The organism is Capnocytophaga canis (assembly GCF_043187445.1).
GTDB lineage: Bacteria > Bacteroidota > Bacteroidia > Flavobacteriales > Flavobacteriaceae > Capnocytophaga > Capnocytophaga canis.
Map to the genome: position 1 here is coordinate 2,631,521 of NZ_CP171121.1, position 26,758 is coordinate 2,658,278.

The window sequence follows — 26,758 nt, forward strand, 5'->3', positions numbered from 1 at the left end:
CATGTACATATTATGAATTTAACCTCGGAAAACATATTACTCGTCGGGTCTTTACTACTACTTGTTAGTATCGTTGCAGGACGAACTTCTTACAAATTCGGAGTGCCTACTTTGATTTTATTTTTAGGTGTTGGGATGCTTGCCGGTAGTGATGGTATCTTGAAAATAGAGTTCAATAATCCTGGATTGGCTCAATTCATTGGAATTCTTTCTCTGAATTTTATTTTGTTTTCAGGAGGATTGGAGACTCGTTGGAAGTCTGTACAACCCATTTTGGGACAAGGGATTATGCTTTCTACAGTTGGAGTACTGCTCACCGCCGTGTTTTTAGGAGTTTTTGTGTGGTATGTTACTGATTTTACTATATTTGAGAGTTTGCTATTAGGTTCGATTGTGTCATCGACTGATGCTGCTGCTGTATTTTCGATTTTACGATCTAAAAATCTAGAACTCAAAGAAAATTTACGTCCAACTTTGGAGTTTGAGAGCGGAAGTAACGATCCTATGGCTTACGTTTTAACAACTACTTTTTTAGGTTTGGTACAAATTCCTGATCAAGATTTATTAGGTGTAATTTTTATTTTCCTAAAGCAGATTATATTAGGTGGTATTTTAGGATTTATCTTTGGGAGACTTAGTAAAATTATTTTCAACAGAATATCTTTAGGATTTGAAGGGTTATATCCTGTGTTAGCCATAGCTTTGATGTACATTACTTTTTCAGGAACCGAAGCACTTGGTGGTAATGGATTTTTAGCAATTTACGTAGCTGCGGTTTACTTAGGTAATCACAGTTTTATCCACAAAGGAAGTGTTATCAAAATGTTTGACGGATTGGCATGGTTAATGCAAATTGTGATGTTCTTGACCTTAGGTTTATTAGTTAATCCTTCTGAAACCATTCCATTGATGGGAATTGGATTGTTGATTTCTGTATTCTTGATTTTAGTCGCACGCCCATTAAGTGTGTTTTTGGGAACATTGCCTTTCAAAATGAGTTTCGCACGACGTTCTTATATTTCGTGGGTTGGACTCCGAGGAGCTGTACCTATTGTATTTGCCACGTACCCTATGTTAGCAGGTCTTGAAAAAGCAAATATCATCTTTAATATAGTATTTTTTATTTCGGTAACTTCCGTATTAATTCAAGGAACAACACTTTCAATGGTAGCCAAGTGGCTCAATTTGGCATCTGAACAACCTGCCGAAAATGAAGAAAACCCAGCCGATGCTATCAAGAGAGAACATCCTCGTGCGGTCATGCAAGAAATTTTTATTCCAGAAGATTGCTATGTGGTAGACAAAAAAATAGTAGATGTGGACTTTCCTTCCAATGCCATTATAGCAATGATAAAACGCAAAGACAAATACATAACTCCTAACGGTTCTACCCAAATTGAAGGAAATGATACCCTGATTGTTATATCTGATAACACCCAAGTTATGGATGAGGTTCGCAATGCTTTGGAGTTGGAGTCATAACTTTAATAATAACTTGAAGATTTTTTCACTCAGATAAAAATAGAAATAAATTACCAGAGAGAGGGGATACCTATGGAAGTTCAAAAATAAATTTAAAATTCATATGAAGCAGTTATTTAAATTTTTTATATGTCTCTTTTCGATAAGTGTGTTTTCACAATCGATTGATAACAAGTTGTTTACTGTAGAAAGTAAGTATGATTTCAAGCAGACAATAAAGTTACTCAAAAAAGGATTGACCTCGGAGAATATACAAATATTTTCAGTGATTGATCATAGCAAAGCAGCTAAAAAATCGGCACTACATTTGGCTCCTACCACAGTTTTAATTATAGGGAATCCGAAAGTAGGTACCGTTTTGATGCAAGAAAATCAATTATTAGCTATTGAATTACCTTTAAAAATACTTATTAGAGAAGTCAACGGAAAAACTTTTGTAACCTATAAACGTTTAGAAACCTTATATAATGATTATACGATTGAAAAAACAAAACCTTTACTTGAAAAAATTGACCAAGCAATGCTAAAAATAATAGAAAAAAGTATTTCTATGTAAGTTCAATTAAGATGTGGAAAAAAAAGTTTATTTTTAATATGTTGTTAAACAGTATGTTATAAATATTTTCAAAAAAAACTCAAAAAAAAGTGATTAAAAATTTGGAGAGAATAAAAAAAGTCGTATCTTTGCAACCGTAAAACAAAAGGATAGGCGGGAGTAGCTCAGTTGGTAGAGCGTCAGCCTTCCAAGCTGAATGTCGCGAGTTCGAACCTCGTCTCCCGCTCAAAGCCGTCGAAAGACGGCTTTTTATGTATATAAAATGTATGTAACCTTACTTCTCTAATTAGACTATTTTACAACTGTAAAAATACTGATACTATGGATTTATTTTACGCTGTTGATTTGGCAGGAGTTTTTGTATTTGCTATTTCAGGAGCTTTGGCTGCTCGCGAAAAGAAAATGGATTTGTTCGGGATTTTCATCATCGCGTTCGTTACTGGACTTGGAGGGGGAACCCTACGAGACGTACTATTAGGTCGAACACCGGTTTTTTGGATGCAAGCCCCTATTTACGTAGCAATGATTTTCGGAGGAACCTTGTTTGCTATTATCTTCCGAAATAAAATTCATTATTTGCGAAAATCCTTATTATTATTTGATACTATTGGTATCGCTTTTTTTACCATTATTGGAACAGAGATAGCACTTTCCTTTTCCTATGAATTGCATCCGACCATTGTTGTGTCTATCGGAGTGATGAGTGCTTGTTTTGGTGGAGTTATTCGAGACATACTCTGTAATGATATTCCTGTAATTTTTCATAAAGAAATTTATGCAACTCCTTGTGTTGTAGGTAGTTTAATGTATTTGGGGTTGAAAGAGCTACCTTTTTTTCACGATTATATTTCTTTGATAACCATTGTTTTTATTATAGCTTTTCGAATTTATGCCATCAAAAAATCATTGGAATTGCCTAAAATAGGTTAGCTCACATATCCGAAAAACTTGAATATAACGCTGAGTACATAAATACTTTTATATCTTTTCAAGGAAAAAATATACGCTAAAAATTGTCAATTCAAAAAAAAATATTACATTTGCCTCGTCTTCAAGGAACACTATCTAAAAAGATTTTCTCAAAACACATACTATAATATTTTTCTGAACAACCAAAGTAGCTACAATGTTTTGATAGCTATTAAAACCCATATTTCTTTAAATAATTTAAGATTCAAATGTTAGACATTACAGATTTAAAATCTATGAAGCTACCTGAATTGCAGGGAATAGCTCAAGCAATGAAAGTGCCTAAGTTTCGCAGTTTCAACAAAGAGGATTTGATTTACCAAATTCTTGATCATCAGGCAGCTAACCCTTCTCAAGAACAACAGGAAAGCGAAAAGAATGAGGTGAAAACCAAAAAGCAGACACAAAAGAAAACTCAAAGAAAGACTGTAACAAATAAAAAGAAATCAAATTCAGCCTCGACTACCACTCCAACCGTTCCTCAAAAGGAGGAAAAGATACAAGAAGAAAATACTCAAAACAACGGAAAAACTAATAAAGAACAACTTCCAAAATCCGATGCTAAGGAAAATGTTACCACTAATAATAAGGAGAATAAACAATTCCAGAAAGTAGGATTTCAGAAAAAGAATAACCAAAATACTACAAATCAATCTCAACAAACATCTCAAAATCAGCAGAAGACAGGGCAAAATCAGAATACCTATCGCAATGGAAATGGACAAAATAACAACTCTGAAAATTTTGATAAAGAGAAACGAAATCGATACCGTTCACCTGATTTTGAATTTGATAGCATCGTAGAGTGCGAAGGAGTTTTGGATATTATGCAGGACGGCTATGGATTTCTGCGTTCTTCGGACTACAACTACTTAGCATCTCCCGATGATATTTATGTCTCCCAATCACAAATCAGATTGTTTGGATTACAAACAGGAGATACCGTACTGGGTGAAGTGCGTCCCCCGAAGGAAGGTGAAAAATATTTTCCTTTGCTTAAGGTTTTGAAAATCAATGGTCTTGATCCGCAAATTGTACGTGATCGAGTACTTTTCGAGCATTTGACTCCACTTTTTCCCAATGAAAAATTTAAATTGGCAGATAAAGGAAGTACGCCTTCAACGCGTATTATTGATCTATTTTCTCCTATTGGAAAAGGGCAAAGAGCAATGATTGTAGCTCAACCTAAAACAGGTAAAACGATGTTACTTAAGGATATAGCTAATGCTATTTCAAAAAATCATCCAGAGGTGTACTTGATGGTATTGCTCATTGATGAACGTCCGGAGGAGGTTACGGATATGCAACGAAGTGTTCGTGGTGAAATCATCGCCTCAACCTTTGATAAAGAGGCTTCGGAGCATGTGAGAATAGCCAATATTGTTTTAGAAAAAGCCAAGCGATTGGTTGAATGTGGACATGATGTGGTTATTCTTTTAGATTCAATCACTCGTTTGGCACGAGCATACAATACCGTGCAACCAGCCTCAGGTAAGGTGCTTACAGGAGGTGTGGATGCTAATGCTTTGCACAAACCTAAGCGTTTTTTTGGAGCAGCTCGCAATATTGAAAATGGAGGTTCTCTGTCAATTATTGCAACCGCTCTAACCGAAACTGGATCAAAGATGGATGAGGTTATTTTCGAAGAATTCAAAGGAACAGGAAATATGGAATTGCAGTTGGATCGCCGTATTGCTAATCGTCGTATTTTTCCTGCCATCGACCTGATTTCGTCTTCAACCCGTCGTGATGATTTATTACTTGACGAAAAAACATTGCAACGTATGTGGATTCTACGTAAATACTTAGCCGATATGAATCCTTTGGAGGCTATGGAATTTATGGAAAATAGAATTAAACAAACTCGCGATAATGAGGAGTTTTTATTAACAATGAATCAGTAAAAAAATAATAAAATATTTCATAATTAATTTAAAATGGAAATAAAAGTAGACGCAAACAAAGTTGATATGTTTATCGTATCAAATGGAAAGTACTTCAAGAGTGAAGCTATTCCTTACATCCGAAAACAGTTGTCTGAAATGAATGAAAATCAGTGGGTTATGCTACAGAGTTTACAGTTTAAGGACTCGCAAACAGCCTTAATCGTTTCTCTTATTGGAGGAGGTTTGGGTATCGACCGTTTCTTCATTGGCGATATTGGTTTGGGAATTGCTAAATTGCTTACTTGTGGAGGTTTAGGAATTTGGACAATTGTCGATTGGTTTTTGATCATGGATGCCACTCGTGATAAAAACTTTGAAATGTTACAAAATTTATTGCGATTTTGACCTCAAGAAACCTGTATGTTTTTGTAACGCTTCTTTCTATTGTTGGATGGATTTGGTTAGTAGTTAACTTGTTTCTTGAACAACATAGCGTTGGGGTGTCTGTTTGTTTGTCAAAACAAATTACCGATGTTCCTTGTCCTTCCTGTGGTTCAACTCGTTCGGTTCTGTCCGTTTTTAGAGGTGATTTTTTGGAAGCGATTTTTCAGTGGAACCCTTTGGGGATTGTTGTTTCACTGGCCTTGATGATTCTTCCCATATGGCTGGTCTATGACTTTTTGACAAAAAAACAGACACTGTACCAAAAATATATTACAGCAGAAAATCTATTAAAAAATCCGTATCTTTACATTCCGCTTTTTATATTTTTGGCATTGAACTGGATTTGGAATATTTATAAAGGACTATGATTGAGATATCTAATTTTAATAAAAGACTTACGGAAAGTGAAAAAGAACGAGCTTCATATAGCTACCTGATGTCAATTGTAGTGTTGCTTGTGGGGTTACCTTTGCCGATTGTAAATTTAATTTCAACTTTCTTTTTTTATATTGCTAACCGAAATAATACCTTTTTTGTTCGTTGGCACTGTATTCAGTCTTTAATTTCGCAACTCAGTGTTTTTTTCGTCAATACAGTTGGATTTTGGTGGACAATTTCCATTATTTTTGGAAGTAATGAAGTTTCTAATCTGTATATTTCTTATGTTTTAGCAGCTATTATTTTTAATATTTGGGAGTTTGTAGTCACATTTTATACAGCAACAAAAGTTAGAAAAGGCATACACATTTCGTGGTGGTTCTATGGAGATATTACGAATCTAATAGTTAAAAATAATGATAGGAAGACTGATTTTTAGAGGTTTAGCTGTTTTTGGTGTTTTTTTCATCTCTTGGTTACTATTGGCTCAAATCAACTGGATTGGGGTGTTTAATTTCCTACCCAACAATTCAAAGTACCTACATAAAATTGAGGAGAAATTGGGCGAAGTTACCTTAGCTGATTTTAAACGGTACAATTCGGAATTGGAGAATGTCTTTGTTTCAAAAACTATTGATAGTATTGTAGCAAAAATATGTACAGCTAACGGTATTGTAAAAGATTCTTTGAACGTATACATATTCAGCAATTCTGAGGTAAATGCTTTTGCTTTACCTGATAATCAAATGGTTATATATACAGGGTTGATCCAAAAAACTGAAAATCCTGAAGCCTTAGCGGGGGTCATTGCTCATGAATTGGCTCACATTGAGAAAGATCACGTGATGCAATCGCTAAAAAAGGAAATTGGGTTAGGAGTCTTATTTACTGTACTTACAGGACAAAGCGACTATACACTAATTTCTGAAATTAGCAAAATGCTTGTTTCTTCCTCATTCAGTCGAAAAATGGAAAAAGAAGCCGATCTTTTGGGAGTGGAATATCTCATAAATGCTCAAATAGATCCAGTACCTTTTGCCGATCTAACAAGCAATCTTAATGATATGGAATTTAAAGCACTGAAATGGATTAACTCGCATCCTATGTCGGAAGAGCGTAGTAAATATATTATGAAAGTTGTTGATAATAAGGATTTTACTTTCAGAAAGCTTGTCCATACATCTACTTGGGAGAAGATTAAAGAACAAATTAATTCTGACTTATGAGAAAGATTTTCAGCGTAATTTTTTGTTTGTTATCACTTTCATTATCAGCACAAAGTAAGATAAAACAAGCTAAAAATAATTTAGGAACTCCACAGCAAAAGCAGTCGGGAAGCTCCTCACAAAGTAGTGGTTACAGCACTTCATTTGGAGATTCTTCTGTAAGTTTTTGGGATATATTTTTTGAATCTTTCCTATATGACCTCACTTTGGCATTGGCATATAATATTGCTTTTGAAACTGAAGCTGAATCCGAAGGACGTATGAGTCGAGCTACATTAAATCGGTATCCTTTTTACGGAAATTCAAAAGGTGACTACCAGTACGAAGCTCCTTGGGAAGACTTTGTGTTATGGCGATTAGAGGGCTCAAATTACTATTTTTCAGAAAAAGGACGCTTCTTTACCAATGATTTTAATGCAAAGGTTCGTATTGGAGAGCGTTTTGGCATCAATTTACAATATTTACACTTTTGGGAAAAATTGCTACAAGCTGAGGACGAAAAATTAGATATTTTTGTGCTTACGGGTGAATACTACCGAATTAGAACTCAACGGGTTTCTACTCATTGGGGAATTGGGGCAGGATATGTAGGTAACGAATTGAAACAATGGGGATTAGCTTTTGAGTTAGGAAATGAAATATTCTTTAGGCCTTTTTCCCTTCATGCTGATTTAAAGTATGTTTATTTCAAACGAAACGATGTATTTTCATTTTCTGTTGGGCCTCGATTCTATTATCGAAACTTACACATTGGAGCTAAATATCAACGAATGAATTTGGCAAGTGTGCAAACCTCAGGCTTCAGTGTAGGTTTGGGAATTGTTTTTTGATATATATTATCGTGTTTTTATGTTGATATACAGTCACTTGTATTTGAATTACTTTTTTTTGTAAAATATTTGTAAGAAAAACTTTTTTATTTCAAAAATATACGTATCTTTGCAACCGCATTTGGGGGAAGATACTCAAGCGGCCAACGAGGGCAGACTGTAAATCTGCTGACTATGTCTTCGCAGGTTCGAATCCTGCTCTTCCCACTAAAAGAGATTTTCAGTTTTGAAGGTCTCTTTTTTCGTATACGACCATTTCGTTTTTTAATCATTTTATAAAATAAATAGCTATGTATAAGCAATTTATCCAGCCAATTCTCTTTTCATTAGATCCTGAAAAAGCCCATCACTTAACGTTTTCACTGTTAAAAATCATCCATAAAATCCCTGGAATCCCTTCCCTGCTTCGTTCCATCTATCAAGTAGAGCATCCCGCTTTGGAGCGTGAGGTTTTTGGAATTAAATTTAAAAATCCGGTAGGACTTGCGGCGGGATTGGATAAGGAAGCAAAACTCTACAAGGAATTGTCAAACTTAGGTTTTGGATTTGTTGAAATCGGAACAATTACTCCCAAAGGGCAACCTGGTAACCCTAAAAAACGTCTGTTTCGTTTGAAAGAAGATAAAGCCATTATAAATCGAATGGGATTCAACAATCAAGGGGTAGAAGAAGCGATACAACGCTTGAAAACGAACAAAAACGTACTCATTGGAGGCAATATAGGTAAAAATAAAATTACTCCAAATGAAAACGCAGTAAACGACTATAGCTATTGTTTTGAACGTCTTTTCCCATATGTGGATTATTTTGTGGTGAATGTAAGTTCTCCTAATACGCCTAATTTGAGGACATTACAGGAAAAAGAACCATTAAAATTGTTACTCAATACATTGCAACAATTAAATCTTGCTAAGGAAAAGCAAAAACCAATACTTCTAAAAATTGCACCTGACTTAACCGATGAGCAATTGCTCGACATTATCGATATTGTTAAAGAAACAAAAATAGCAGGAGTAATCGCTACTAATACAACTATTTCACGTGAAGGATTGCAATCAGCCAATAAAAATGAAGTAGGAGGACTTAGTGGGAAACCGCTTACCAAACGCTCTACTGAGGTCATTCGTTTTTTAAGTGAAAAAAGTCGTAGAGCCTTTCCTATCATTGGAGTTGGGGGTATTCATTCAGCAGATGATGCCATTGAAAAATTGAACGCGGGGGCGTCACTCGTGCAACTTTATACGGGCTTTATTTATGAGGGGCCTAATCTTATCAAAGAAATTAATAAAAAACTAATAGCTACCGCAGGGCAGCGTAGTTGAGTTTTAAATATCGAAGTAGAATCAGACAAGAGACTTTTCAGAATATGGAGTCTCTTTTTATATGACTCTTGAAACGGTCAAACCGTCACGAATTGGAAATAAAACGGTTTCTACACGTGGGTCTTCTTTGATTTTTTTGTTGTACTCAAGCAGAGCAAGAGTTTGTTTGTCGTTTGATTTCACATTTTGTACCACTTTTCCGCTCCAAAGTACATTGTCCGATACAATAATCCCTCCCGAGTTCATCTTGTTGATAATCAAATCGAAATATATAGCATAATTTTGTTTGTCGGCATCAATAAAAACCAAATCAAACTTGGTTTCCAATGTAGGAATAATGTCTTTTGCTTTTCCTAAATGCTGAATGATTTGTTTGCCTTTACCACTTCGGTCAAAGAATTCTCGTTGTAGTTCTTGTAATTCTTCCTTAATATCAATGGTGTGTAAAACGCCATTTTTTTGCAGTCCTTCAGCCAAGCATAATGTAGCATATCCAGTGTAGGTACCTATTTCTAAAATTGCTGATGGACTAATAAGTTTTGATAATAAACTCAATACACGCCCTTGAAAATGACCGCTAATCATACGGGGTTGTAAAACTTGCAAATGGGTACGACGAGTCAGCTCCTGTAATAAAAGAGGTTCATTTTCTGTATGTTCAGAAGCATATTCTTCAATTTCTTTAGGTAAAAAGTGCATTTAATGATTTTTTTATGTTGTTGTATATCAGTAATATAAGAAGTAAAGATTGTAAAAAAATAACATTCAGTTGGCGATTGTTCAAATCTTATTTATTTTTGCAAACATACTAAAAAAATAAGAAATGCAAAACGGAATTTACGCAAAATTTAAAACTACCAAAGGTGATATTTTGGTAAAATTGACGCATGACAAAACTCCTGGAACCGTTGGGAATTTTGTAGCATTGGCAGAGGGAAAACAAAAAAACAATAGTAAACCCTTAGGTACCCCTTATTACGATGGGTTAAAATTTCACAGAGTGATAGCCGATTTTATGATTCAAGGAGGTTGTCCTTTGGGTACAGGAACAGGAAATCCTGGATATCAATTTGATGATGAATTTCGCTCAGATTTGAAACATGACAAACCAGGAATCCTATCCATGGCAAATGCAGGGCCTGGCACTAATGGAAGCCAGTTTTTTATTACACACGTACCAACACCTTGGTTGGATGGAAAACATACTGTTTTTGGTGAAGTTGTTGAAGGTCAGGATATTGTAGATGCTATATCTCAAGGAGATATTATCAATGCAATTGAAATCATTCGAGTAGGAGAGGAGGCTCAACAATGGGACGCCGTGCAGGTTTTTGAAACGTTCAATGCCGAAAAAGAAGAACGCATAGCAAAAGCTCGTGAAAAAACAGAAAAAGAATTAGCTACTGAAACCGCAGGATTTGAAAAGACTGAAAGTGGATTGTTCTATAAGATTATTGAGAAAGGAACAGGAAAACAGGCTGAAGTAGGCGAAGAAGTAGCCGTACATTACACGGGGATGTTGCTTGATAAAACTGTTTTTGATTCATCATACCGTAGAAAACAACCATTGAAGTTTACTGTTGGAGTAGGACAGGTGATTGAAGGATGGGACGAAGGAATTCTATTGCTTCAAGAAGGAGATAAAGCTCGTTTGGTAATTCCATCTGATTTGGCATATGGAAGTCGTGGTGCAAGAGGAGTAATTCCACCAAATGCTCCGTTGATTTTTGATGTGGAATTGGTAAAAGTATACTGATAATAAACTACTAGAAATGAAGTTAGTCCAATTTAGATAAGCATTATTTGGGCTAACTTCATTTTGTATATGTTTATTAATATTAAACACGGAATAAAATACTCCTATTTAAAAAACTAACTTCAAATCCAATGTCCTTTTGAAATCCTGTAATAGAGGGTTTAATTCCACCAAACGGGCAAATTTTTCGTCTGGAGTTACGCGTATTTTATGTATAATTTCTTCATTTTCAATGATGTTTAATGAGATGTCATAATTACTAAGTGATTTGCGTAGAAAACCCAATAACTTAGCTTCTTCACGATGGACCTCATCACGAATCGTTTTGTTTGGAACTTGTAAATCAAGAACAGTTCCATGCAGAGTCGGTTGTCCCATTTCTAAAGTCGATGCTTGAATGCGTTCTCCTTGGGCTTTTAAGGTTTCAACGTATGCGTTAAAGCTATCAAAAAACTCTTTTTCAGTGAATTTTTCACGAGGTAAAGAGGCTTCGTCGATTTCTTCTTCCTTGAAATTTCGCAATACCTCTTGCTTGACTACAACACTTTTGATGGAGTAGTTCGACACTACCTCCTTCCTTGCTTCGGCACTGATGGAAGGAATCTGTTCCTGTACAGGAAGTGTTGTTGATTTATTAGTTATCTGCTTGGATACTACACTATTATCCTCTTCGGGAGTGTTTCCATTGAAAATATGAGCTGGGATTATGAAGCGTCCATCATTTTTTTTTTATCTCCTTCAAAGGTCAATGAAGCCAATTGCATTAGAGCAATCTCAACCAAAAGTCGCTGATTTTTACTAGTTCTATATTTTAAATCACAATCGTTGGCGATAGTAATGGCTTCCATCAGAAAAGGAACGCTTGTCTGTTGTGTCTGTTGTGCGTATTTTCGTTTGGTTTCTTCTCCCATTTCCATTAGTGAAATCGTAGACATGTTTTTACATACCATTAAATCTCTGAAATGACTCGCAAGTCCTGAGATGAAATGATGTCCGTCAAAGCCTTGTGCTATGATATTGTTGAAAGTTACCAATAAATCAGGGAGTTTGTTCTTTAAAATAAGATCTGTTACGTTAAAGTATGTTTCATAGTCCAAAACGTTCAAAATCTCAGAAGTTGCCTGACGCGTTATTCTATCTCCCGAGAAACTTACTACTCGGTCAAAAATAGAAAGAGCATCACGCATGGCTCCATCCGCCTTTTGAGCGATTATTTGAAGAGCCTCATCTTCAGCCTCAATCCCTTGTTCTCCAGCTATATATTTTAAATATTCACGAGCGTCGTTTACTGTAATTCTTTTAAAATCAAATATTTGACATCGAGAAAGAATTGTGGGAATGATTTTGTGTTTTTCCGTGGTTGCTAAGATGAAAATAGCGTGTTTTGGAGGCTCTTCTAAAGTTTTTAAAAACGCGTTAAAAGCAGCAGTCGAAAGCATATGCACCTCGTCGATGATATACACTTTATATTTTCCCACTTGTGGCGGGATACGCACTTGCTCTATCAGTTTACGGATGTCGTCCACGCTGTTGTTTGAAGCTGCGTCCAACTCAAAAATATTGAACGCAAAATCGTTATCATCTTGAGTACCGGAATATTGTTCGTTAATTTTCTTTGCTAAAATTCTGGCACAAGTTGTCTTTCCCACTCCACGAGGCCCTGTGAATAGAAGTGCCTGTGCTAAGTGATTATTTTCAATAGCATTGGTCAACGTATCGGTAATGGCTTGTTGCCCCACCACATCGCGAAACGTTTGCGGACGATATTTTCTGGCTGATACTATAAAATTGTTCATGCGTAATATTTTTCATTTGGCTTTGCAACTCGTTCCCTTATCAAAGCCTTAAAATGTAGGTGTTTTTGCCTAATATCCTAATATTTTTAGCATATCTTCCGCTTTTTGTTGTTCCATAAACAGGCGGGAAGAGATTTTTCCTTCTTCGTCTTTGTCAATAAGTATGATTTTAGGTTGTGGAATCAGGCAGTGTTGCAACCCACCTACACCTCCAATAGTGTCTTGATAAGCTCCTGTATTGAAAAATCCAATGTATAACGGTTTGTTTTTGTTATACTTAGGTAAATAAATAGCGTTCATGTTTTGTTCACTATTGTAGTAGTCATCACCATCGCAGGTCAATCCTCCCAACAGAACGCGTTCGTATTCGTCATTCCATCGATTGATAGGCAGTAGCACAAAACGTTTGTTAATAGCCCATGAATCAGGCAAGGTTGTGATAAATGAAGAGTTTATCATATTCCATTTTTCACGGTCGTTTTGTTGCTTTTGGTACATGATTTCATAAATTGCCCCTCCAGCTTCTCCCACTGTGAAACTTCCAAATTCGGTAAAAATGTTTGGTACAGGCACTTTTTCCTGGTCACAAGCAATTTTTATCTGACGAATGATTTCATCGACCATATATGCGTAGTCGTACTCAAAAGCTAATGAACTTTTGATAGGGAAACCGCCTCCAATGTTCAAGCTGTCTAACTCAGGAGCTACTTTCTTCAATTGAATATATACTTTCAAACATTTCAGAAGCTCGTTCCAATAGTAAGCATTATCCTTGATTCCTGTATTAATGAAAAAATGTAACATTTTTAATGTAACTTTTTCATTATCTTTTATCTCACGGTTGTAAAAAGGGACAATGTTTTTGTAGCCGATTCCCAAACGACTGGTGTAGAACTCAGAACGAGGATCTTCCTCTGAGGCAATACGAATGCCTATATTGTATTTTCCGTTGATTTTCTTATCGAAAAGATTGATTTCCTCGTAGTTGTCTATGATTGGCATACACCTGTCAAATCCACGATTTACTAAGTCAGCGATGCCATCAATGTATCCATTGCGTTTGAACCCATTGCAAATGATATGGTTTTCTTTTGTGATTCGTCCTTCCTGAATCAAGTTGTTGATGATGTCTATATCAAAAGCCGAAGAAGTTTCCATGTGGATATCGTTCTTCAAAGCTTCGACCATAACATGCTTGAAATGAGAACTTTTTGTGCAATAGCAATAGTTGTAATTTCCTTTATATTTATGTTTTTTTATCGCTTTTTGAAACCACGATTTGGCTCGTTGGATATTTTCTGAAATTCGAGGCAAATACATAAATTTTAACGGAGCTCCGTATGTACGAACCAGCTCCATTAAGTCAATATCGTGAAAACGAAGTTCGTCTCCTTCTAATCTGAATTCTTCTTGTGGAAAATAGTAAGTTTGGTCTATTAAGTCGATGTATTTATTTTTCATTTATATTGATTTTTTATATTAGGTTAAAAAAAATTTTTTGATTAAATAACTATTTTTTTCGGTGTGTTAAAATCAAAAAAAGGAATAAAATCAGTATAGAAAATTAAATACGCAAAGGCAATAATCTTTTTCTTCGAGGTTGTTCTTGTGATTTCTCAACAAACCTCAATCGGAAAAATATCAAAATGTCTTTTCCTTTGAAAATAGAATCTAAAATATTTTTTCTTTCAATGCGAAGAATATTCATTATTTGTAAAAGGTGCTTTCTTAATTATCAATTACTTACCTATAAAAACGCATATAACATGCACACACGTTGCAAAATTATATATTTTATTGGAATAAACATATATTTTTTTGAAATTAATATCAACAAATTGTTCATAAAAATAGAACACAAAAATATTTTAACTTTAAATAAGGGACAAAAAATCTTAACCTATTGATATGGCAACAGTTGCTTTTCGTTGTTAAAATCCTGTTGAAAACATATTCGTTTTTGATTATTATATTTGAAAATTATGCCTTTATTTTGCATTCGAGAAATAGATATACCATGACTCCGTATATATTTTTCTTTTATTTTATCTACTTGAAAATTAACTATTTAACTTAATAATAAATAATCATTCCCTAAGTAAAATTAAGGAAAAAAACTAAACAATCATTATGAACGAAGAACAAAACATTTGGTGGCTCAATGAAGAATCCGAGCAGATTTTAAACAGAGGGTATTTGTTAAAAGGAGAAACCGTTGAAGGAGCAATTGATCGCATCACTCATGCAGCGGCTCGTAGGCTTTACAAACCTGAATTACAACCTGCCTTTAAAGAGATGATTACCAAAGGATGGATTAGTTTTTCATCGCCCATTTGGGCAAATATGGGAACGGAACGTGGTTTGCCAATTTCGTGTTTCAATGTACATGTACCTGATAGTATTGAGGGGATTACGCACAAATTAGGTGAGGTAATCATGCAGACTAAAATCGGAGGTGGAACATCGGGCTATTTCGGGGAGTTGCGTCATCGTGGTTCTGCTGTTACCGACAATGGAAAATCAAGCGGCGCAGTGAGTTTCATGAAGCTTTTTGATTCGGCTATGGATGTGGTTTCGCAAGGAGGCGTTCGCCGTGGAGCTTTCGCTGCTTATTTAGATATTGACCACCCTGATGCAGAGGAGTTTTTGCAAATTAAAGATGTTAATTTTCCGATTCAGAATCTGTTTTTTGGTATTTGTGTACCAGATTATTGGATGCAAGAAATGATTGATGGCGACCTTGAGAAACGCAAATTATGGGCAAGAGTATTGGAATCACGTCAACAGAAAGGACTCCCATACATTTTCTTTACGGACAATGTGAACAGAAATCGTCCTCAGGTCTACAAAGATCATAATATGCTCATCCGATCAAGTAATTTATGTAGTGAAATTATGTTGCCATCCAGCTTTGATGAATCGTTCATTTGCTGTTTGTCATCAATGAATTTGGAATTATTTGACGAATGGAAAGATACTAAAGCTGTGAAATTAGCTATTTTCTTCTTAGATGCTGTTTTGTCGGAATTCATTGAAAAAACAGAAGGAAATTACTACTTACAGGCAGCGAGAAATTTTGCCATCCGCCACCGAGCGCTGGGATTAGGTGTATTAGGGTATCATTCTTATTTACAGAAAAATATGATTCCGTTTGAAAGTTTTGAAGCAACACAATTTAATGCTCGTGCTTTCAAACATATTAAGGAAGAGGCGGATAAAGCTACCAGAGAATTGGCACATATCTATGGTGAGCCTGAGCTTTTGAAAGGCTATGGGCGTAGAAATACTACCACTATGGCAATCGCTCCTACTACATCAAGTTCTGCCATTTTAGGACAAGTTTCGCCGGGGATTGAGCCTTATTCAAGTAATTACTACAAAGTAGGATTGGCAAAGGGAAATTTTATGCGTAAAAATAAATACCTAACTGCCTTGCTTGATGAAAAGGGATTGAATAATGAAGATATTTGGAGAAGTATTCGCTTAAATCACGGTTCGGTTCAGCATTTGCAAGAACTAACCCAGCATGAGAAAAATGTATTTAAAACTTTCAAGGAAATATCTCCAATGGAAATCATTACCCAAGCAGCTCAGCGTCAGGCTTATATTGATCAAACACAAAGTTTGAACTTGAACATTCCTGCTATTATGCCAATCAAAGATGTGAATAAGGTGCTGATTGAGGCATGGAAACTGGGTGTGAAAACATTGTACTACCAACGAAGTCAATCGGTTGCTAAGGAGATGATGATGAATTTTGTGAATTGCAGTAGTTGTGAGGCATAATACGAATAATGAGAATATAAATGGAATACTAACAATGAATAAACTTACTTTTTTTCTGATTTTCTGTTCCATAGTGATGTTTTCACAAGAGAAATCTGTGGAAGATATATCCTCAAAAAAAATAGATCGAGGGATGATAAATCCTTTTAGGAGAATGTATCAGGAGTTTGCTACTCCAAATCAGTATAGAACGGCTTCTGGGGCTCCAGGAGTGGCCTATTATCAACAACAGGCTGATTACGTGATGAAAATAGAAATAGATGATCAAACACAAAAATTGTATGGTGAACAGACTATTACTTATCATAACAATTCTCCCGAGACATTAGATTATTTGTGGTTACAGTTGGATCAAAACAAGCGTTTGCCAGAAGCTCCAACCAAAAAACGAAATAGCAAATTTATGGACGTGGCTTATGAACCTCAACGATTTGCTGAAACTTTTATGGCAGTACCTTTTGAGGGAGGTTACCATATTGAATGGGTCAAGGATGCTACTGGTAAAGAGTTGGCGTACACCATCAATGAAACCATGATGCGAGTGGATTTAAAACAACCTTTGGCATCGGGAACTAAAGTTTCTTTTTCAGTGAAATGGTGGTATCAGATCAATAATTATCAAAAAAATGGAGGAAGAGCTGGTTATGAATATTTTCCAAAAGATGATAATTGCTTATATGTAATCGCCCAGTTTTTTCCACGTATGGCGGTCTATAACGATGTGGAAGGTTGGCAAAATGAACAGTTTTGGGGCAATGCCGAATTCGCCTTGAATTTTGGAAATTATGATGTTTCCATTACAGTTCCTGCAGATCATATTGTCGAAGCCACAGGTGAATTGCAAAACCGGAAAGAGGTATTCTCCCCTAAGATGTTAGAGCGATATGCCTTGGCTGAAAGATCATTTGAGAAACCTGTCGTAATTGTGACCCAAGCCGAAGCTGAGGCTAAAGAAAACAAAAAAGAAACTGCAAAAAAGACATGGCGTTTCAAAGCATCAAACGTGCGTGATTTTGCGTTTTCAAGTTCTCGTAAATTTATTTACGATGCTATGGCAGTAAAAATAGGTAATAAGAAGGTAATGGCTTTATCACTTTATCCAAAAGAAGCAAATCCCTTATGGGAACAGTATTCAACTAAGGTGGTAGCTCATACGCTCAAAACATACTCAAAATTTACGTTTGACTATCCGTATCCGAAAGCAGTGTCTATTAGTGCTGAAGATCAAGGAATGGAATATCCAATGATTTGTTGGAACTATGGTCGTCCAAATTCAGAAGGATCCACCTCAATGGATACTAAATTTGGAATGATAAGTGTAATCACTCATGAGGTGGGACATAACTTTTTTCCCATGGTTGTAAATTCAGACGAGCGTCAATGGGGGTGGATGGATGAAGGAATGAATACCTATTTGCAATACTTTGCTGAACAGTCCTACGGGGAGCAATATCCTGAGGACATTGCTCCTTATAAAAGGTATCCAAGCAAACGTGGATTTGCCAAACAGATTGTGAAATATATGTCAGGTGACCCAACTTACTTGGAGCCAGTAATGTCTAATCCAGAGGAAGTTACTAGATTAGGAGAGAATGCGTATGGCAAACCAGCTGCAGGATTTGCTCTTTTGCGAGAAGTAATTATGGGACCTGAATTGTTTGATTTTGCTTTTAAAACATATGCTAATCGTTGGAAATTCAAACACCCTACACCCGAAGATTTTTTTAGAACTATGAGTGATGCTTCAGGTGTTGAATTAGACTGGTTTTGGAGAACATGGTTTTATTCTACTGAGTATGTCGATTTGGGTATTAAATCTGTAAAACTGTACCAAGTATCGGATACGCCAAACGACAAATTGAAGGCAATGTTAAAAGAGCGAAACATGAAAATTACGGACTTACAGCCTTTAGTACATGTTGTTTCCAAAGGAGATGCTGCTTATAAAAAAGAGAATTTCGACAAACATCCATATGAATTATCAATTCCCTTAGGAGATTATGTTGCCGATAATCGGTCGTTGGAGCAACAGTCAATGGCTCCGCAACCTACATATTTTTACGAAGTAACGTTCGAAAAAAAAGGAGGTGTTCCAATGCCTATTTTATTGCAGGTTAATTATGCTGACGGTGCTTCGGAAATGATGAAATTTCCAGTACAAGTGTGGCGATTGAATAATAGGGAGTTCACGTACATCATAACATCTAATGAACGTATAACTTCATTTATGATTGATCCTGAAGAACTTACAGCAGATATTAATACTCTAAATAACCATCATACTACTGAAGAACTATAAAATAAGGATTACACTGATTTTCAACATACTAAAAGAAGCTGTCCGAAGAGGGTAGCTTCTTTGTTTTCATAGAAAAGGCATAAATTACATTTTACCAAGAAAAATCTATTTTTCACTTTGAAGTAACATTTTTCAGATTGTTTTTGGAAACAATATAGATTTTTCCCTGTTTTAGGCTACATTTCTAATTTTTGCGTGTAATTTTCTGAAATTATACTTGGCAATAAAATTGTATCTTTGCCATCGGTTGTTTTTTTTACAGCCTAAAATTACAAAATTTTAAGGAAAAACACCAAACAAAAAACTGTCCGAAAAGTCTCGAACAGCTTCTTCTCTTTAATACATTTTTTCATATCAGAGTTTCTTCTAAAAGAACTAACTCCTCGATAAAAAATTATTTTTCATAACCTGGATTATTAGGTTTTAATGCAGGGTTAAGCAATATTTCATTCGATGGTACCTCATATAAGTAATATTTATCTAACCAGCCTTTCCCGTCCTTTACAGGGTCATTATACAAATATCGATAACCTTCTGTAGCAGCGGGATTTGCGTGTCCAGAATTCAAATCTACTATGGCAGTGGGACCTTCTTTACCAACAAGAGTAGATTTTTTAATCCACATTCCATAAGCCTGTTTATTAACGAACCAGTCTGCCTTTTTCCAACGACGTACATCATCAAACCCAAATCCTTCACCCATAAGTTCAATGATACGTTCTCTACGGATTTCCCAAAGCACAGGATCAACCGTTTTATCTCTTTGTGGGTCAAATGAATCATCAACATTAGCTACAATCATTCTACCCACAGAAGCTCTGTCACGCAACCTATTTATGGAGCGGTCTGCTACATCTTGATTGAAAGCACCTAATTCAAATTTTGCTTCAGCATAATTGAGCAGTACTTCTTCAATTTTAAAAATGGGTTTATCAGAAGTATTTAGGGCACCATTGTTAAAGCTTTTTTCCCAGCCACTATAATTTTTCCATACGTAATAACCTGAACGACAAGAAACAAACCCTTTAGCCCCAACTCCTCCAACAAAATTAGGAATAGTGGGCACTAAGGATGCACTCCAGTTTTGTGCAGGTAGGCGTTTCATTCCTTCACCTGGATTGCTTTTTGTAATATTCGGTTTCATAATATCAATATATTCCCTATCCGCAGGATTGTTGGTATATGTCCAACCAGAACCACCCTCTTCCCCAGCTTTTGGGCTTCTTGCCAAGACTTTATAAGGAGGTATTACGGTATGGTATAATCTAGGATCTCTATTTCTGAAAGTTTCATAAGGAGTTTTATCTCCAGCATAGAGCGTATTGGCAGCATTATGAATAGGTAATCCGTCTTTGGTTAAATACATATCCACAGTATGTTGTGGCATTTCTATGAAATGCGAAGAGGTATGTTCCAAATAACTATCGTTATGACGGAAATAAGAGTGATCAAAATATTCCTTTCGCAAAATCACTCCAGGAACTCCTTCTAGTGAAGGGCTTGTCCAAAGTTCACCATAACCTGCAGCAACCTGTCCATCAGTACCTGTGTATAATGCAGGATATGATTTCATCAAAAGTTCAGAAACGCGAACACATTCTTCAAGATATTTTTCATAATCTCCTAAATTGTGGTATTTGCGCCAAGTAGCCTCACGTAGAGCAAAGCGAGAGAGTACCACTCGAACCACATCTTGAGATATGGTATTCTTTCCCGACTTGGCACCTCCTATGTGTTGTTCTGCCCATTTTAATCGCTCCAAAATCTTGTCTGTAACTTCTTTCCTAGGAGTTCGTGGACCGAATGCTTCAGGAGAATCTTCATTCAATACTGTTTCTACCCAAGGTACATCTCCAAATCGGTTTACTAGTTCCATATACTTGTAAGAATGGAAAAAATACCCCACAGCTCTCCAATAATTCTTCTCATCTTGAGTCATCTCAGATTTGTCAATATTAGCAAGAAGCATATTGGCACGACGAATGTGACCGAAATCCCAACCATTTCCAGAAACGGCATCACCAATGGTTTGCCAAGCATACGGATTTTGAGCACTTACTCCTTTGTGTGTAAGGTATCCTGCATAGCGGTCTGCGTGATAATTATTCCCTCCAGGAAATAATCCATAAAGCGGATAAGCAAATGCTTTAAAATTATCAAAATTTTTGAAAGCATTAGCCTCTGTAGGTTTATCAAGTGGGTGTTTTTCAAGAAAATCATCATTACATCCTACTGAAAATAAAGACCCTACGATTATTATAGTTTTAAGTAGATTTTTCATTTTTGTACTGATTTTAAAAAGTTAAACTTCCTCCGAAGGAAACAATCCGTGAAAAAGGATATCCCCAATTGATTCGTTCTGGGTCAATTCCTTTTGGTAAAGAGCTGAAAGTAGCCAAATTCTCAACCCCTATAAAAAAGCGAAGTTGAGAAACATTTAAAATTTCGAGAACTGGTTTTTGGAAAGCGTATGATAAAGTAATATTTTTGATGCGAAGATACGAGGCATCTTGTAAGAACTTATCCGAAGTACGTCTGTTATGTCCTGCGTTTCCTCCTTGCCCGTAAATTCTGTAATAGGTAGCATTAGGGTTTACCGCAACCATATAGTCAGGATTTGAAGGGTCGTAGCTTTTAGCTCTCCAATAATCGGTTTGATTATAAAACAATGGATTGAATTGCCCATCTGGGGCAAACGGAAATATTGCCTGTCCACCTATCCAAACATCGCGTTTGCCTATACCTTGCAACATTACATTCAAGTCAAACCCTTTGTAATTAACACCAAAATTAGCCGAATACTGATAGCGTAAAGAACTGTTTCCTATCACTTTCATATCTCCAGGATCGTCAGCCGTATTTTTACCATTATCAATTCGGTTAGTAGCGTGTTCGTCATCACGTAAATTTCTAAACTTCATATCACCAGGACGTACATTCACATTTTTAACAGAGGTTGCCCCATCTTTCAACTTCCAACTGTTAACATCTGCAAAATCATCAACTGAGTAGTATCCGTCGGCTACATAACCCCAAATTTCACCAAAATCACGTCCTTCATACCATAAAGCCTCTCCTTTTCCGTTAAAAAGAACTCGTGATTTATTAGTCTCAAATTTAGTAAGTTTCGACTGATTATCGAATAAATTAACTCCTATACGATACCCAAAGTCACCTATTTTGTCTTTCCAATTGATCTCAAATTCCCAACCTTTAGTATGCATAGTTGCCGAATTTTGACTAGGTGCAGCGATACCAACAACCGCAGGTAATTGCACAACACCTTCTGTCAGCATATCTTTAGTATCTCTCTGAAAAATATCAAAAGTAGCTCTTAATCGATTATTAAAAAATCCAAAATCTGCCCCGAAGTTAATGGAAGTAACCGTTTCCCAAGTAAAAGAATTACTAACCAAACTAGGCAACCCCATAGCTGTAATTCTATCGAAGTTTTCTGACCATTCATTTGACTTATAAACTCCCAATGTTGGAGAATACTGATAAGGATTAATGTTCTGATTTCCAATTTGTCCCCACGAAGCACGTAACTTAAACTCATTAAGCCAGTTTTCGGAAAAAGCCATAAAATTTTCACGACTTACCTGCCAACCTAGTGATGCAGAAGGGAAAAAACCAAAACGAGAATTTTTAGGGAATTTTGAAGAGCCATCATAACGTCCGTTGATTTCAAGTAAATACTTTCTATCATAATTGTAGTTGAATCGGAAAAAACCACTTCGTATAGTATATTCTGAATATCCATCGGTTATCACAAAATTCTCGGTAGCACCGCCAAAGGAAGGTACAGTTGGTACATTCTGACTTTCAGCGGTACTGCGTACTATCTCATAATAACTTGATTCTTGAGAAAATCCTGCCATCAAACTAAAATGATTTTTTAGAATATCTTTTGTATAGGTTCCGTAAGCATTTACAGAATTGTAATTAGTAAAACTATAATCTTTCCGATATACATCTTTTGTTGGAGAAGACGTTTCGCCTCCTTGTATAGAGGTATGTATCCACTTGTTAGAAAAATGGCTATGTCTGTTATCTGTTTTATTGAAAGTATATTCAAAAATCCCTGTAAATCCTTCAAAAGGCTTAAATATAGATTTTGAAAAGATACGCGTTGTACCCCCATTGTTTACTGATGTGTTATTTCCTAAAATAGAGTTACGCGGTGTAATTAAAGGCAGGTCTTTATTTGAGCCAATATTAACACTTGCGGGAAAATTTCCTTCTGGATAATACGAAATCAATCGAAGGCTATAAAGATGAGCTCCTTGCGGATTCGTTTTTTGGGACTCAGAATATCTTACATCAACCTCTTGAGTAAACCAATTAGCAATATCTGCTGAAATAAATGCTCCTAAATTTTTACGTTTGTAGGAATCTTTATCGGTAATCAAAGGGCCATCTTCGTGATTGTATCCTCCAGACATACGATAACGTAACTTGTCAGTCCCTCCCGAAACAGATACATTATGCGTCTGCAAAAGTCCTGTACTTAATATATTGTCATATAAGTCTTTTTCGTGTAAATAATAAGGAATTCCGCTGGGATCTACATAAATACCATCACCAATGATATTGAATTTAGATGGGTTTTCTCGGTATTCTTTTAAATATTGTACCCATTTGGTAACATCCTGTGAATTTGCCCAATATGCGTTAGGAAAACCTGCTTCTTGATATGCCTCAAAATATTCATATAGAGAAGCTTGTTTAGGTTTATTAATTGATTTTTCAAAACCAATGTTGTAATTGTAATTGAATTGAAATTTAGTACCTGAAGAAGGTCGTTTGGTGGTTATGAGTACTACACCTCCCGCTGCACGAGCTCCATAAATGGCAGACGAAGCAGCATCTTTTAACACAGTAACTGACTCAATATCCTCTGGATTGAGTGAGCCTATATCACCAGGTACGTTATCTATCAGCACAAGAGGACCTCCTCCGTTAATGGATAGATTTCCTCGTATTTGGAGGGTATTACCATTTTGCCCAGGGGTAGGATTTCTCGTTACTTGTAATCCTGCAACAGCTCCTTGTAAAGCACTAGATGTATTAACTACGGGACGATCACCTAAAACCTCCGCCATCTTCACTTGCGACACGGCTCCTGTTAAGTTCTCTTTCTTCTGTGTTCCGTATCCAATTACCACTACATCTTCAAGCTGTTGTGTCTCCTCTTCAAGAATTACATTGATAATCAGGTTTTTAACACTTTCGTCCATTACTTTTTTGGATTGCGTCTTAAAACCAATAAAACTAAATTCAAGTACATCGCCCTGTTGCACTTGAATTTCGTAATTTCCATCAAAATCGGAAACCACGCCACTCTTAGTCCCTTTTATCATAACATTAGCTCCTGGTAAAGGGCTATTCATCTCATCAGTAACTTTTCCAGTTACTTTCACTTGTGCTATTAGCGGTAAAGCTAAAAATGTCAGCATAAGTGTAGTTAATAATTTTTTTAGCATATAGTGTTAATTTTTATGATTACATGTGCCAAATTTATGAAAAAAAAGAAGTGAAAAACATGATTTTTGTTATGTTTTTGGGTGTAATGGACAAAAAATAGACTTTTTTAGAAGATTGGTTTTAATAGTTATTTCTTAGACCCTATTTTTTTACTAAATTATTGAGACCTTTGTAAGAACCATTTAATCCCTATATTTCCGTATTCGAATGATTTTTTACATGTGTTTTTGAAAATTTAAAAGTGTACTTTTTATCGTTTTTCCCATTTTTTCGGATTGATTTTACCCGCCTCTTTTTTTGAGTTATCTATCTCAATTGTCTACTACATTTTTAGTAATTTATTTAAAAAATCTTTTGTTTTTCAACTTTTCCCTCGGACAATTCATCTTCTTTTCGATCTTAGGAGATTTCAAAAGATTTCGGTTTTTTCGAATAAAACCAACTTTGCGTATACTTGTATCTACTTTCATACTTTCATGAATGACGACTCTGTGTTTTTCCAATTGATGGTTGATTTCCGAAAGTAATAGAAATGAAAGTATTTCATTTCGGTAAACTTAGGACAGAATCTTTCACCTGTATCTGCAGAGTTTTATAGCCGATAGATGGTTGCTTCACATTCCGATGAGCAACATTTTGAAGAGCAACATTTTGAAGAGCACTAATCCATTGCAAGGTTTTTCGCCCGAAGTGGAAAGTCCTTTTTAATGATGTGGGGTGATGAAAAACGCAATATAATGGTAGCCATTTTTGTTTTAAAAGAATCTTTTCGATTGCTTCTTTCTATATTGTAAGAATCAAAGGTCGTAACGGATAGGCTTTTGGAGCTTTTAATGAGACAAATATACAATACAAACACTTAATAATTAATTGTTTAAATGTTTATTTCTCATTTTTATCCTACAAAGGTTTTTACTGTCCAAAACCGATAAGTTACATAAAAAACGTCCAAAAATCAAAAACTTTTGCACGGGAGTGATTTAATAAATATTTTTCGAGGGATACTCTAATTTTCCCTTTTTTACTCTTTTCAACATCTTCAAAGAACATTCTCAAACTAACAGTCGGCTAAACTAACAGCCACAGCTAACCCTCCTTCCGAAGTTTCTTTATATTTATGATTCATATCTTTGGCGGTTTCCCACATAGTGCTAATTACTTTATCAATAGGGACTTTCGCATTTTTGGGGTCTGTTTCGATAGCGAGTTCAGCCGCGTTAATTGCTTTGATAGCTCCCATGGCATTTCTTTCAATACAAGGCACTTGCACCAAACCTCCGATGGGATCACAGGTAAGTCCTAAATGGTGTTCCATGGCAATTTCAGCAGCTATAAGCACCTGGTCTGGCGTACCTCCCATCAACTCACATAAAGCTCCTGCCGCCATTGCTGATGAAACGCCAATTTCAGCTTGACAACCTCCCATCGCAGCAGAAATAGTAGCTCCCTTTTTAAATAAACTACCTATTTCACCCGCTACTAACAAAAATTGCTTGATTTGCTCATTGGAAGCCTCATGATTTTCAATAGTTAAATAATAGAGCAATACAGCGGGAATTACACCCGCACTTCCGTTAGTTGGAGCTGTAACCACGCGACCCAATGAGGCATTTACTTCATTGACAGCCAGTGAAAAACAGCTTACCCATTTCAATATTTCACGGAATTTAACATTCGTTTTTTTGATAGAAAGCAACCAATCTTGTGGATTGTGATATGTTACCACCCCAATCAAATTTTTATGAATATCATAAGCACGACGACGAACGTTTAGCCCTCCAGGCAGTATCCCCTCAGTGTGGCAACCTATGTAGGCACATTCAAGCATTGTATTCCAAATACGCAATAGTTCGCTATCAATTTCGGCTTCTGAACGTATAGATTTTTCATTTTCGAAAACAATTTCTGAGATTTTTTTGTTTTCTCTATGACAATATTCTAGCAATTCGGTAGCTTTTTCAATTGGAAAAGGAAAATTTCGGACAACTTTTCCTGTATTATTGTCGCTTTCTTCGTTTTCTTTGATAATAAAACCTCCTCCTATAGAATAAAAAGTAGAATTATATTCAAAATCATTGCCTTTTGCGGTAAAAGAAATTCCATTGGCATGGAAAGGCAAGAAGTTTTTGTTAAAAACAATATTTTCTGAAGGAATGAATTTAATAATTGACTCATTCCCTAAGCAAAGTTCCTGATTCCTATTGATGGCATTGATGATGACTTCTAAACTTTCAATAGGGACATACTCAGGGTCAGCACCACTAAGCCCTAACATCACAGCTAAGTCCGTAGCATGCCCTTTTCCAGTTAAGGACAATGAACCATATAAATCTACTCGAACTTCAAAAGTTTTATGTAAAAAATTTTTGTCTTTCAATTCTTTAACAAATGCCTCAGAAGCTCTCCAAGGGCCTAAGGTATGTGAACTTGAGGGGCCTATCCCTATTTTTAACATATCGAATACGCTGATTCTTTCCATTGTATTTGCTGTCATAGTAAATTTACCGCAAATATAGTAATTTAGGCTGTTCTGTAGTTAAA

At 35.8% G+C, this 26,758-nt stretch carries 21 protein-coding genes and 2 tRNA genes; 15 read left to right on the plus strand and 8 right to left on the minus strand.

Annotated features, from left to right (window positions below; all coding sequences use genetic code 11):
• Window positions 1–12 precede the first annotated feature (12 nt).
• The 12 genes from ACF3OB_RS11170 to ACF3OB_RS11225 all read left to right on the plus strand — a co-directional run bounded on the left by ACF3OB_RS11170 (window position 13) and on the right by ACF3OB_RS11225 (window position 9,093).
• Entirely contained in the window at window positions 13–1,482 is a 1,470-nt protein-coding gene (locus ACF3OB_RS11170) for a potassium/proton antiporter (protein ID WP_042008163.1), read from the plus strand.
• 103 nt (window positions 1,483–1,585) lie between these two features.
• Window positions 1,586–2,038 carry a DUF302 domain-containing protein gene (locus ACF3OB_RS11175; protein ID WP_095893176.1) on the plus strand — a complete coding sequence of 151 codons (453 nt, stop codon included), beginning with the start codon at window positions 1,586–1,588 and terminating at the stop codon, window positions 2,036–2,038.
• Between the two features lie 153 nt (window positions 2,039–2,191).
• A tRNA-Gly gene (locus ACF3OB_RS11180) sits at window positions 2,192–2,264 on the plus strand.
• 95 nt (window positions 2,265–2,359) lie between these two features.
• Window positions 2,360–2,968, plus strand: a complete 609-nt coding sequence (locus ACF3OB_RS11185) for a trimeric intracellular cation channel family protein (protein ID WP_042008161.1) — start codon at window positions 2,360–2,362, stop codon at window positions 2,966–2,968.
• Window positions 2,969–3,216: 248 nt separating this feature from the next.
• The gene (gene rho / locus ACF3OB_RS11190) at window positions 3,217–4,911 is read left to right on the plus strand and encodes a transcription termination factor Rho (RefSeq protein ID WP_042008158.1); all 1,695 of its coding nucleotides are present in this window, start codon (window positions 3,217–3,219) and stop codon (window positions 4,909–4,911) included.
• A 33-nt stretch (window positions 4,912–4,944) separates the two neighbouring features.
• Window positions 4,945–5,298: a TM2 domain-containing protein gene (locus ACF3OB_RS11195; RefSeq protein WP_095911652.1), complete on the plus strand. Its 354-nt coding sequence runs from the start codon at window positions 4,945–4,947 to the stop codon at window positions 5,296–5,298.
• Window positions 5,295–5,705, plus strand: coding sequence for a DUF2752 domain-containing protein (locus tag ACF3OB_RS11200; protein WP_212895515.1), 411 nt, complete (start codon window positions 5,295–5,297; stop codon window positions 5,703–5,705). Before ACF3OB_RS11195 ends, ACF3OB_RS11200 begins: the two co-directional genes overlap by 4 nt.
• Window positions 5,702–6,154, plus strand: a complete 453-nt coding sequence (locus tag ACF3OB_RS11205; protein WP_042008152.1) for a hypothetical protein — start codon at window positions 5,702–5,704, stop codon at window positions 6,152–6,154. The genes ACF3OB_RS11200 and ACF3OB_RS11205 overlap by 4 nt, the downstream gene beginning before the upstream one ends.
• Window positions 6,132–6,941, plus strand: a complete 810-nt coding sequence (locus ACF3OB_RS11210; RefSeq protein ID WP_392447760.1) for a M48 family metallopeptidase — start codon at window positions 6,132–6,134, stop codon at window positions 6,939–6,941. Before ACF3OB_RS11205 ends, ACF3OB_RS11210 begins: the two co-directional genes overlap by 23 nt.
• A complete protein-coding gene (locus tag ACF3OB_RS11215; RefSeq protein WP_392447762.1) occupies window positions 6,938–7,771 on the plus strand; it encodes a hypothetical protein in 834 nt (277 codons plus the stop codon). The genes ACF3OB_RS11210 and ACF3OB_RS11215 overlap by 4 nt, the downstream gene beginning before the upstream one ends.
• 125 nt (window positions 7,772–7,896) lie before the next feature.
• Window positions 7,897–7,978, plus strand: a tRNA-Tyr gene (locus ACF3OB_RS11220).
• A gap of 83 nt (window positions 7,979–8,061) precedes the next feature.
• On the plus strand, window positions 8,062–9,093 hold the full coding sequence (locus ACF3OB_RS11225; RefSeq protein WP_042345325.1) for a quinone-dependent dihydroorotate dehydrogenase: 1,032 nt from the start codon (window positions 8,062–8,064) through the stop codon (window positions 9,091–9,093).
• Window positions 9,094–9,150: 57 nt separating this feature from the next.
• Here ACF3OB_RS11225 and ACF3OB_RS11230 read toward each other — a convergent pair whose 3' ends face one another.
• Entirely contained in the window at window positions 9,151–9,792 is a 642-nt protein-coding gene (locus tag ACF3OB_RS11230) for an O-methyltransferase (RefSeq protein ID WP_042008144.1), read from the minus strand.
• A gap of 124 nt (window positions 9,793–9,916) precedes the next feature.
• Here ACF3OB_RS11230 and ACF3OB_RS11235 point away from each other — a divergent pair, with 124 nt between their 5' ends.
• Window positions 9,917–10,849 carry a peptidylprolyl isomerase gene (locus ACF3OB_RS11235; RefSeq protein WP_212895512.1) on the plus strand — a complete coding sequence of 311 codons (933 nt, stop codon included), beginning with the start codon at window positions 9,917–9,919 and terminating at the stop codon, window positions 10,847–10,849.
• A 108-nt stretch (window positions 10,850–10,957) separates the two neighbouring features.
• Here ACF3OB_RS11235 and ACF3OB_RS11240 read toward each other — a convergent pair whose 3' ends face one another.
• The 4 genes from ACF3OB_RS11240 to ACF3OB_RS11255 all read right to left on the minus strand — a co-directional run bounded on the left by ACF3OB_RS11240 (window position 10,958) and on the right by ACF3OB_RS11255 (window position 14,353).
• Window positions 10,958–11,416 (minus strand): hypothetical protein, encoded by a 459-nt coding sequence (locus ACF3OB_RS11240; RefSeq protein ID WP_338083752.1) that lies wholly within the window; start codon window positions 11,414–11,416, stop codon window positions 10,958–10,960.
• A gap of 137 nt (window positions 11,417–11,553) precedes the next feature.
• Window positions 11,554–12,645, minus strand: coding sequence for a DNA polymerase III subunit gamma/tau (dnaX, locus tag ACF3OB_RS11245; RefSeq protein ID WP_392447766.1), 1,092 nt, complete (start codon window positions 12,643–12,645; stop codon window positions 11,554–11,556).
• Window positions 12,646–12,714: 69 nt separating this feature from the next.
• The gene (locus ACF3OB_RS11250) at window positions 12,715–14,106 is read right to left on the minus strand and encodes a decarboxylase (RefSeq protein ID WP_042008134.1); all 1,392 of its coding nucleotides are present in this window, start codon (window positions 14,104–14,106) and stop codon (window positions 12,715–12,717) included.
• Between the two features lie 103 nt (window positions 14,107–14,209).
• Window positions 14,210–14,353, minus strand: a complete 144-nt coding sequence (locus tag ACF3OB_RS11255; protein ID WP_156127630.1) for a hypothetical protein — start codon at window positions 14,351–14,353, stop codon at window positions 14,210–14,212.
• A 422-nt stretch (window positions 14,354–14,775) separates the two neighbouring features.
• Between ACF3OB_RS11255 and ACF3OB_RS11260 the strand changes: the two genes are divergently transcribed.
• The gene (locus tag ACF3OB_RS11260) at window positions 14,776–16,431 is read left to right on the plus strand and encodes a ribonucleoside-diphosphate reductase subunit alpha (RefSeq protein WP_042008132.1); all 1,656 of its coding nucleotides are present in this window, start codon (window positions 14,776–14,778) and stop codon (window positions 16,429–16,431) included.
• A gap of 34 nt (window positions 16,432–16,465) precedes the next feature.
• Window positions 16,466–18,730 carry a M1 family metallopeptidase gene (locus ACF3OB_RS11265; RefSeq protein WP_392447768.1) on the plus strand — a complete coding sequence of 755 codons (2,265 nt, stop codon included), beginning with the start codon at window positions 16,466–16,468 and terminating at the stop codon, window positions 18,728–18,730.
• Window positions 18,731–19,124: 394 nt separating this feature from the next.
• On the opposite strand, the gene ACF3OB_RS11270 is transcribed toward ACF3OB_RS11265, so the two are convergent.
• The 3 genes from ACF3OB_RS11270 to ACF3OB_RS11280 all read right to left on the minus strand — a co-directional run bounded on the left by ACF3OB_RS11270 (window position 19,125) and on the right by ACF3OB_RS11280 (window position 26,696).
• Window positions 19,125–21,011 carry a RagB/SusD family nutrient uptake outer membrane protein gene (locus ACF3OB_RS11270; RefSeq protein ID WP_095893169.1) on the minus strand — a complete coding sequence of 629 codons (1,887 nt, stop codon included), beginning with the start codon at window positions 21,009–21,011 and terminating at the stop codon, window positions 19,125–19,127.
• A 13-nt stretch (window positions 21,012–21,024) separates the two neighbouring features.
• On the minus strand, window positions 21,025–24,216 hold the full coding sequence (locus ACF3OB_RS11275) for a TonB-dependent receptor (RefSeq protein WP_241697262.1): 3,192 nt from the start codon (window positions 24,214–24,216) through the stop codon (window positions 21,025–21,027).
• A 1,058-nt stretch (window positions 24,217–25,274) separates the two neighbouring features.
• Window positions 25,275–26,696: an L-serine ammonia-lyase gene (locus ACF3OB_RS11280; protein ID WP_212895568.1), complete on the minus strand. Its 1,422-nt coding sequence runs from the start codon at window positions 26,694–26,696 to the stop codon at window positions 25,275–25,277.
• Window positions 26,697–26,758 lie beyond the last annotated feature (62 nt).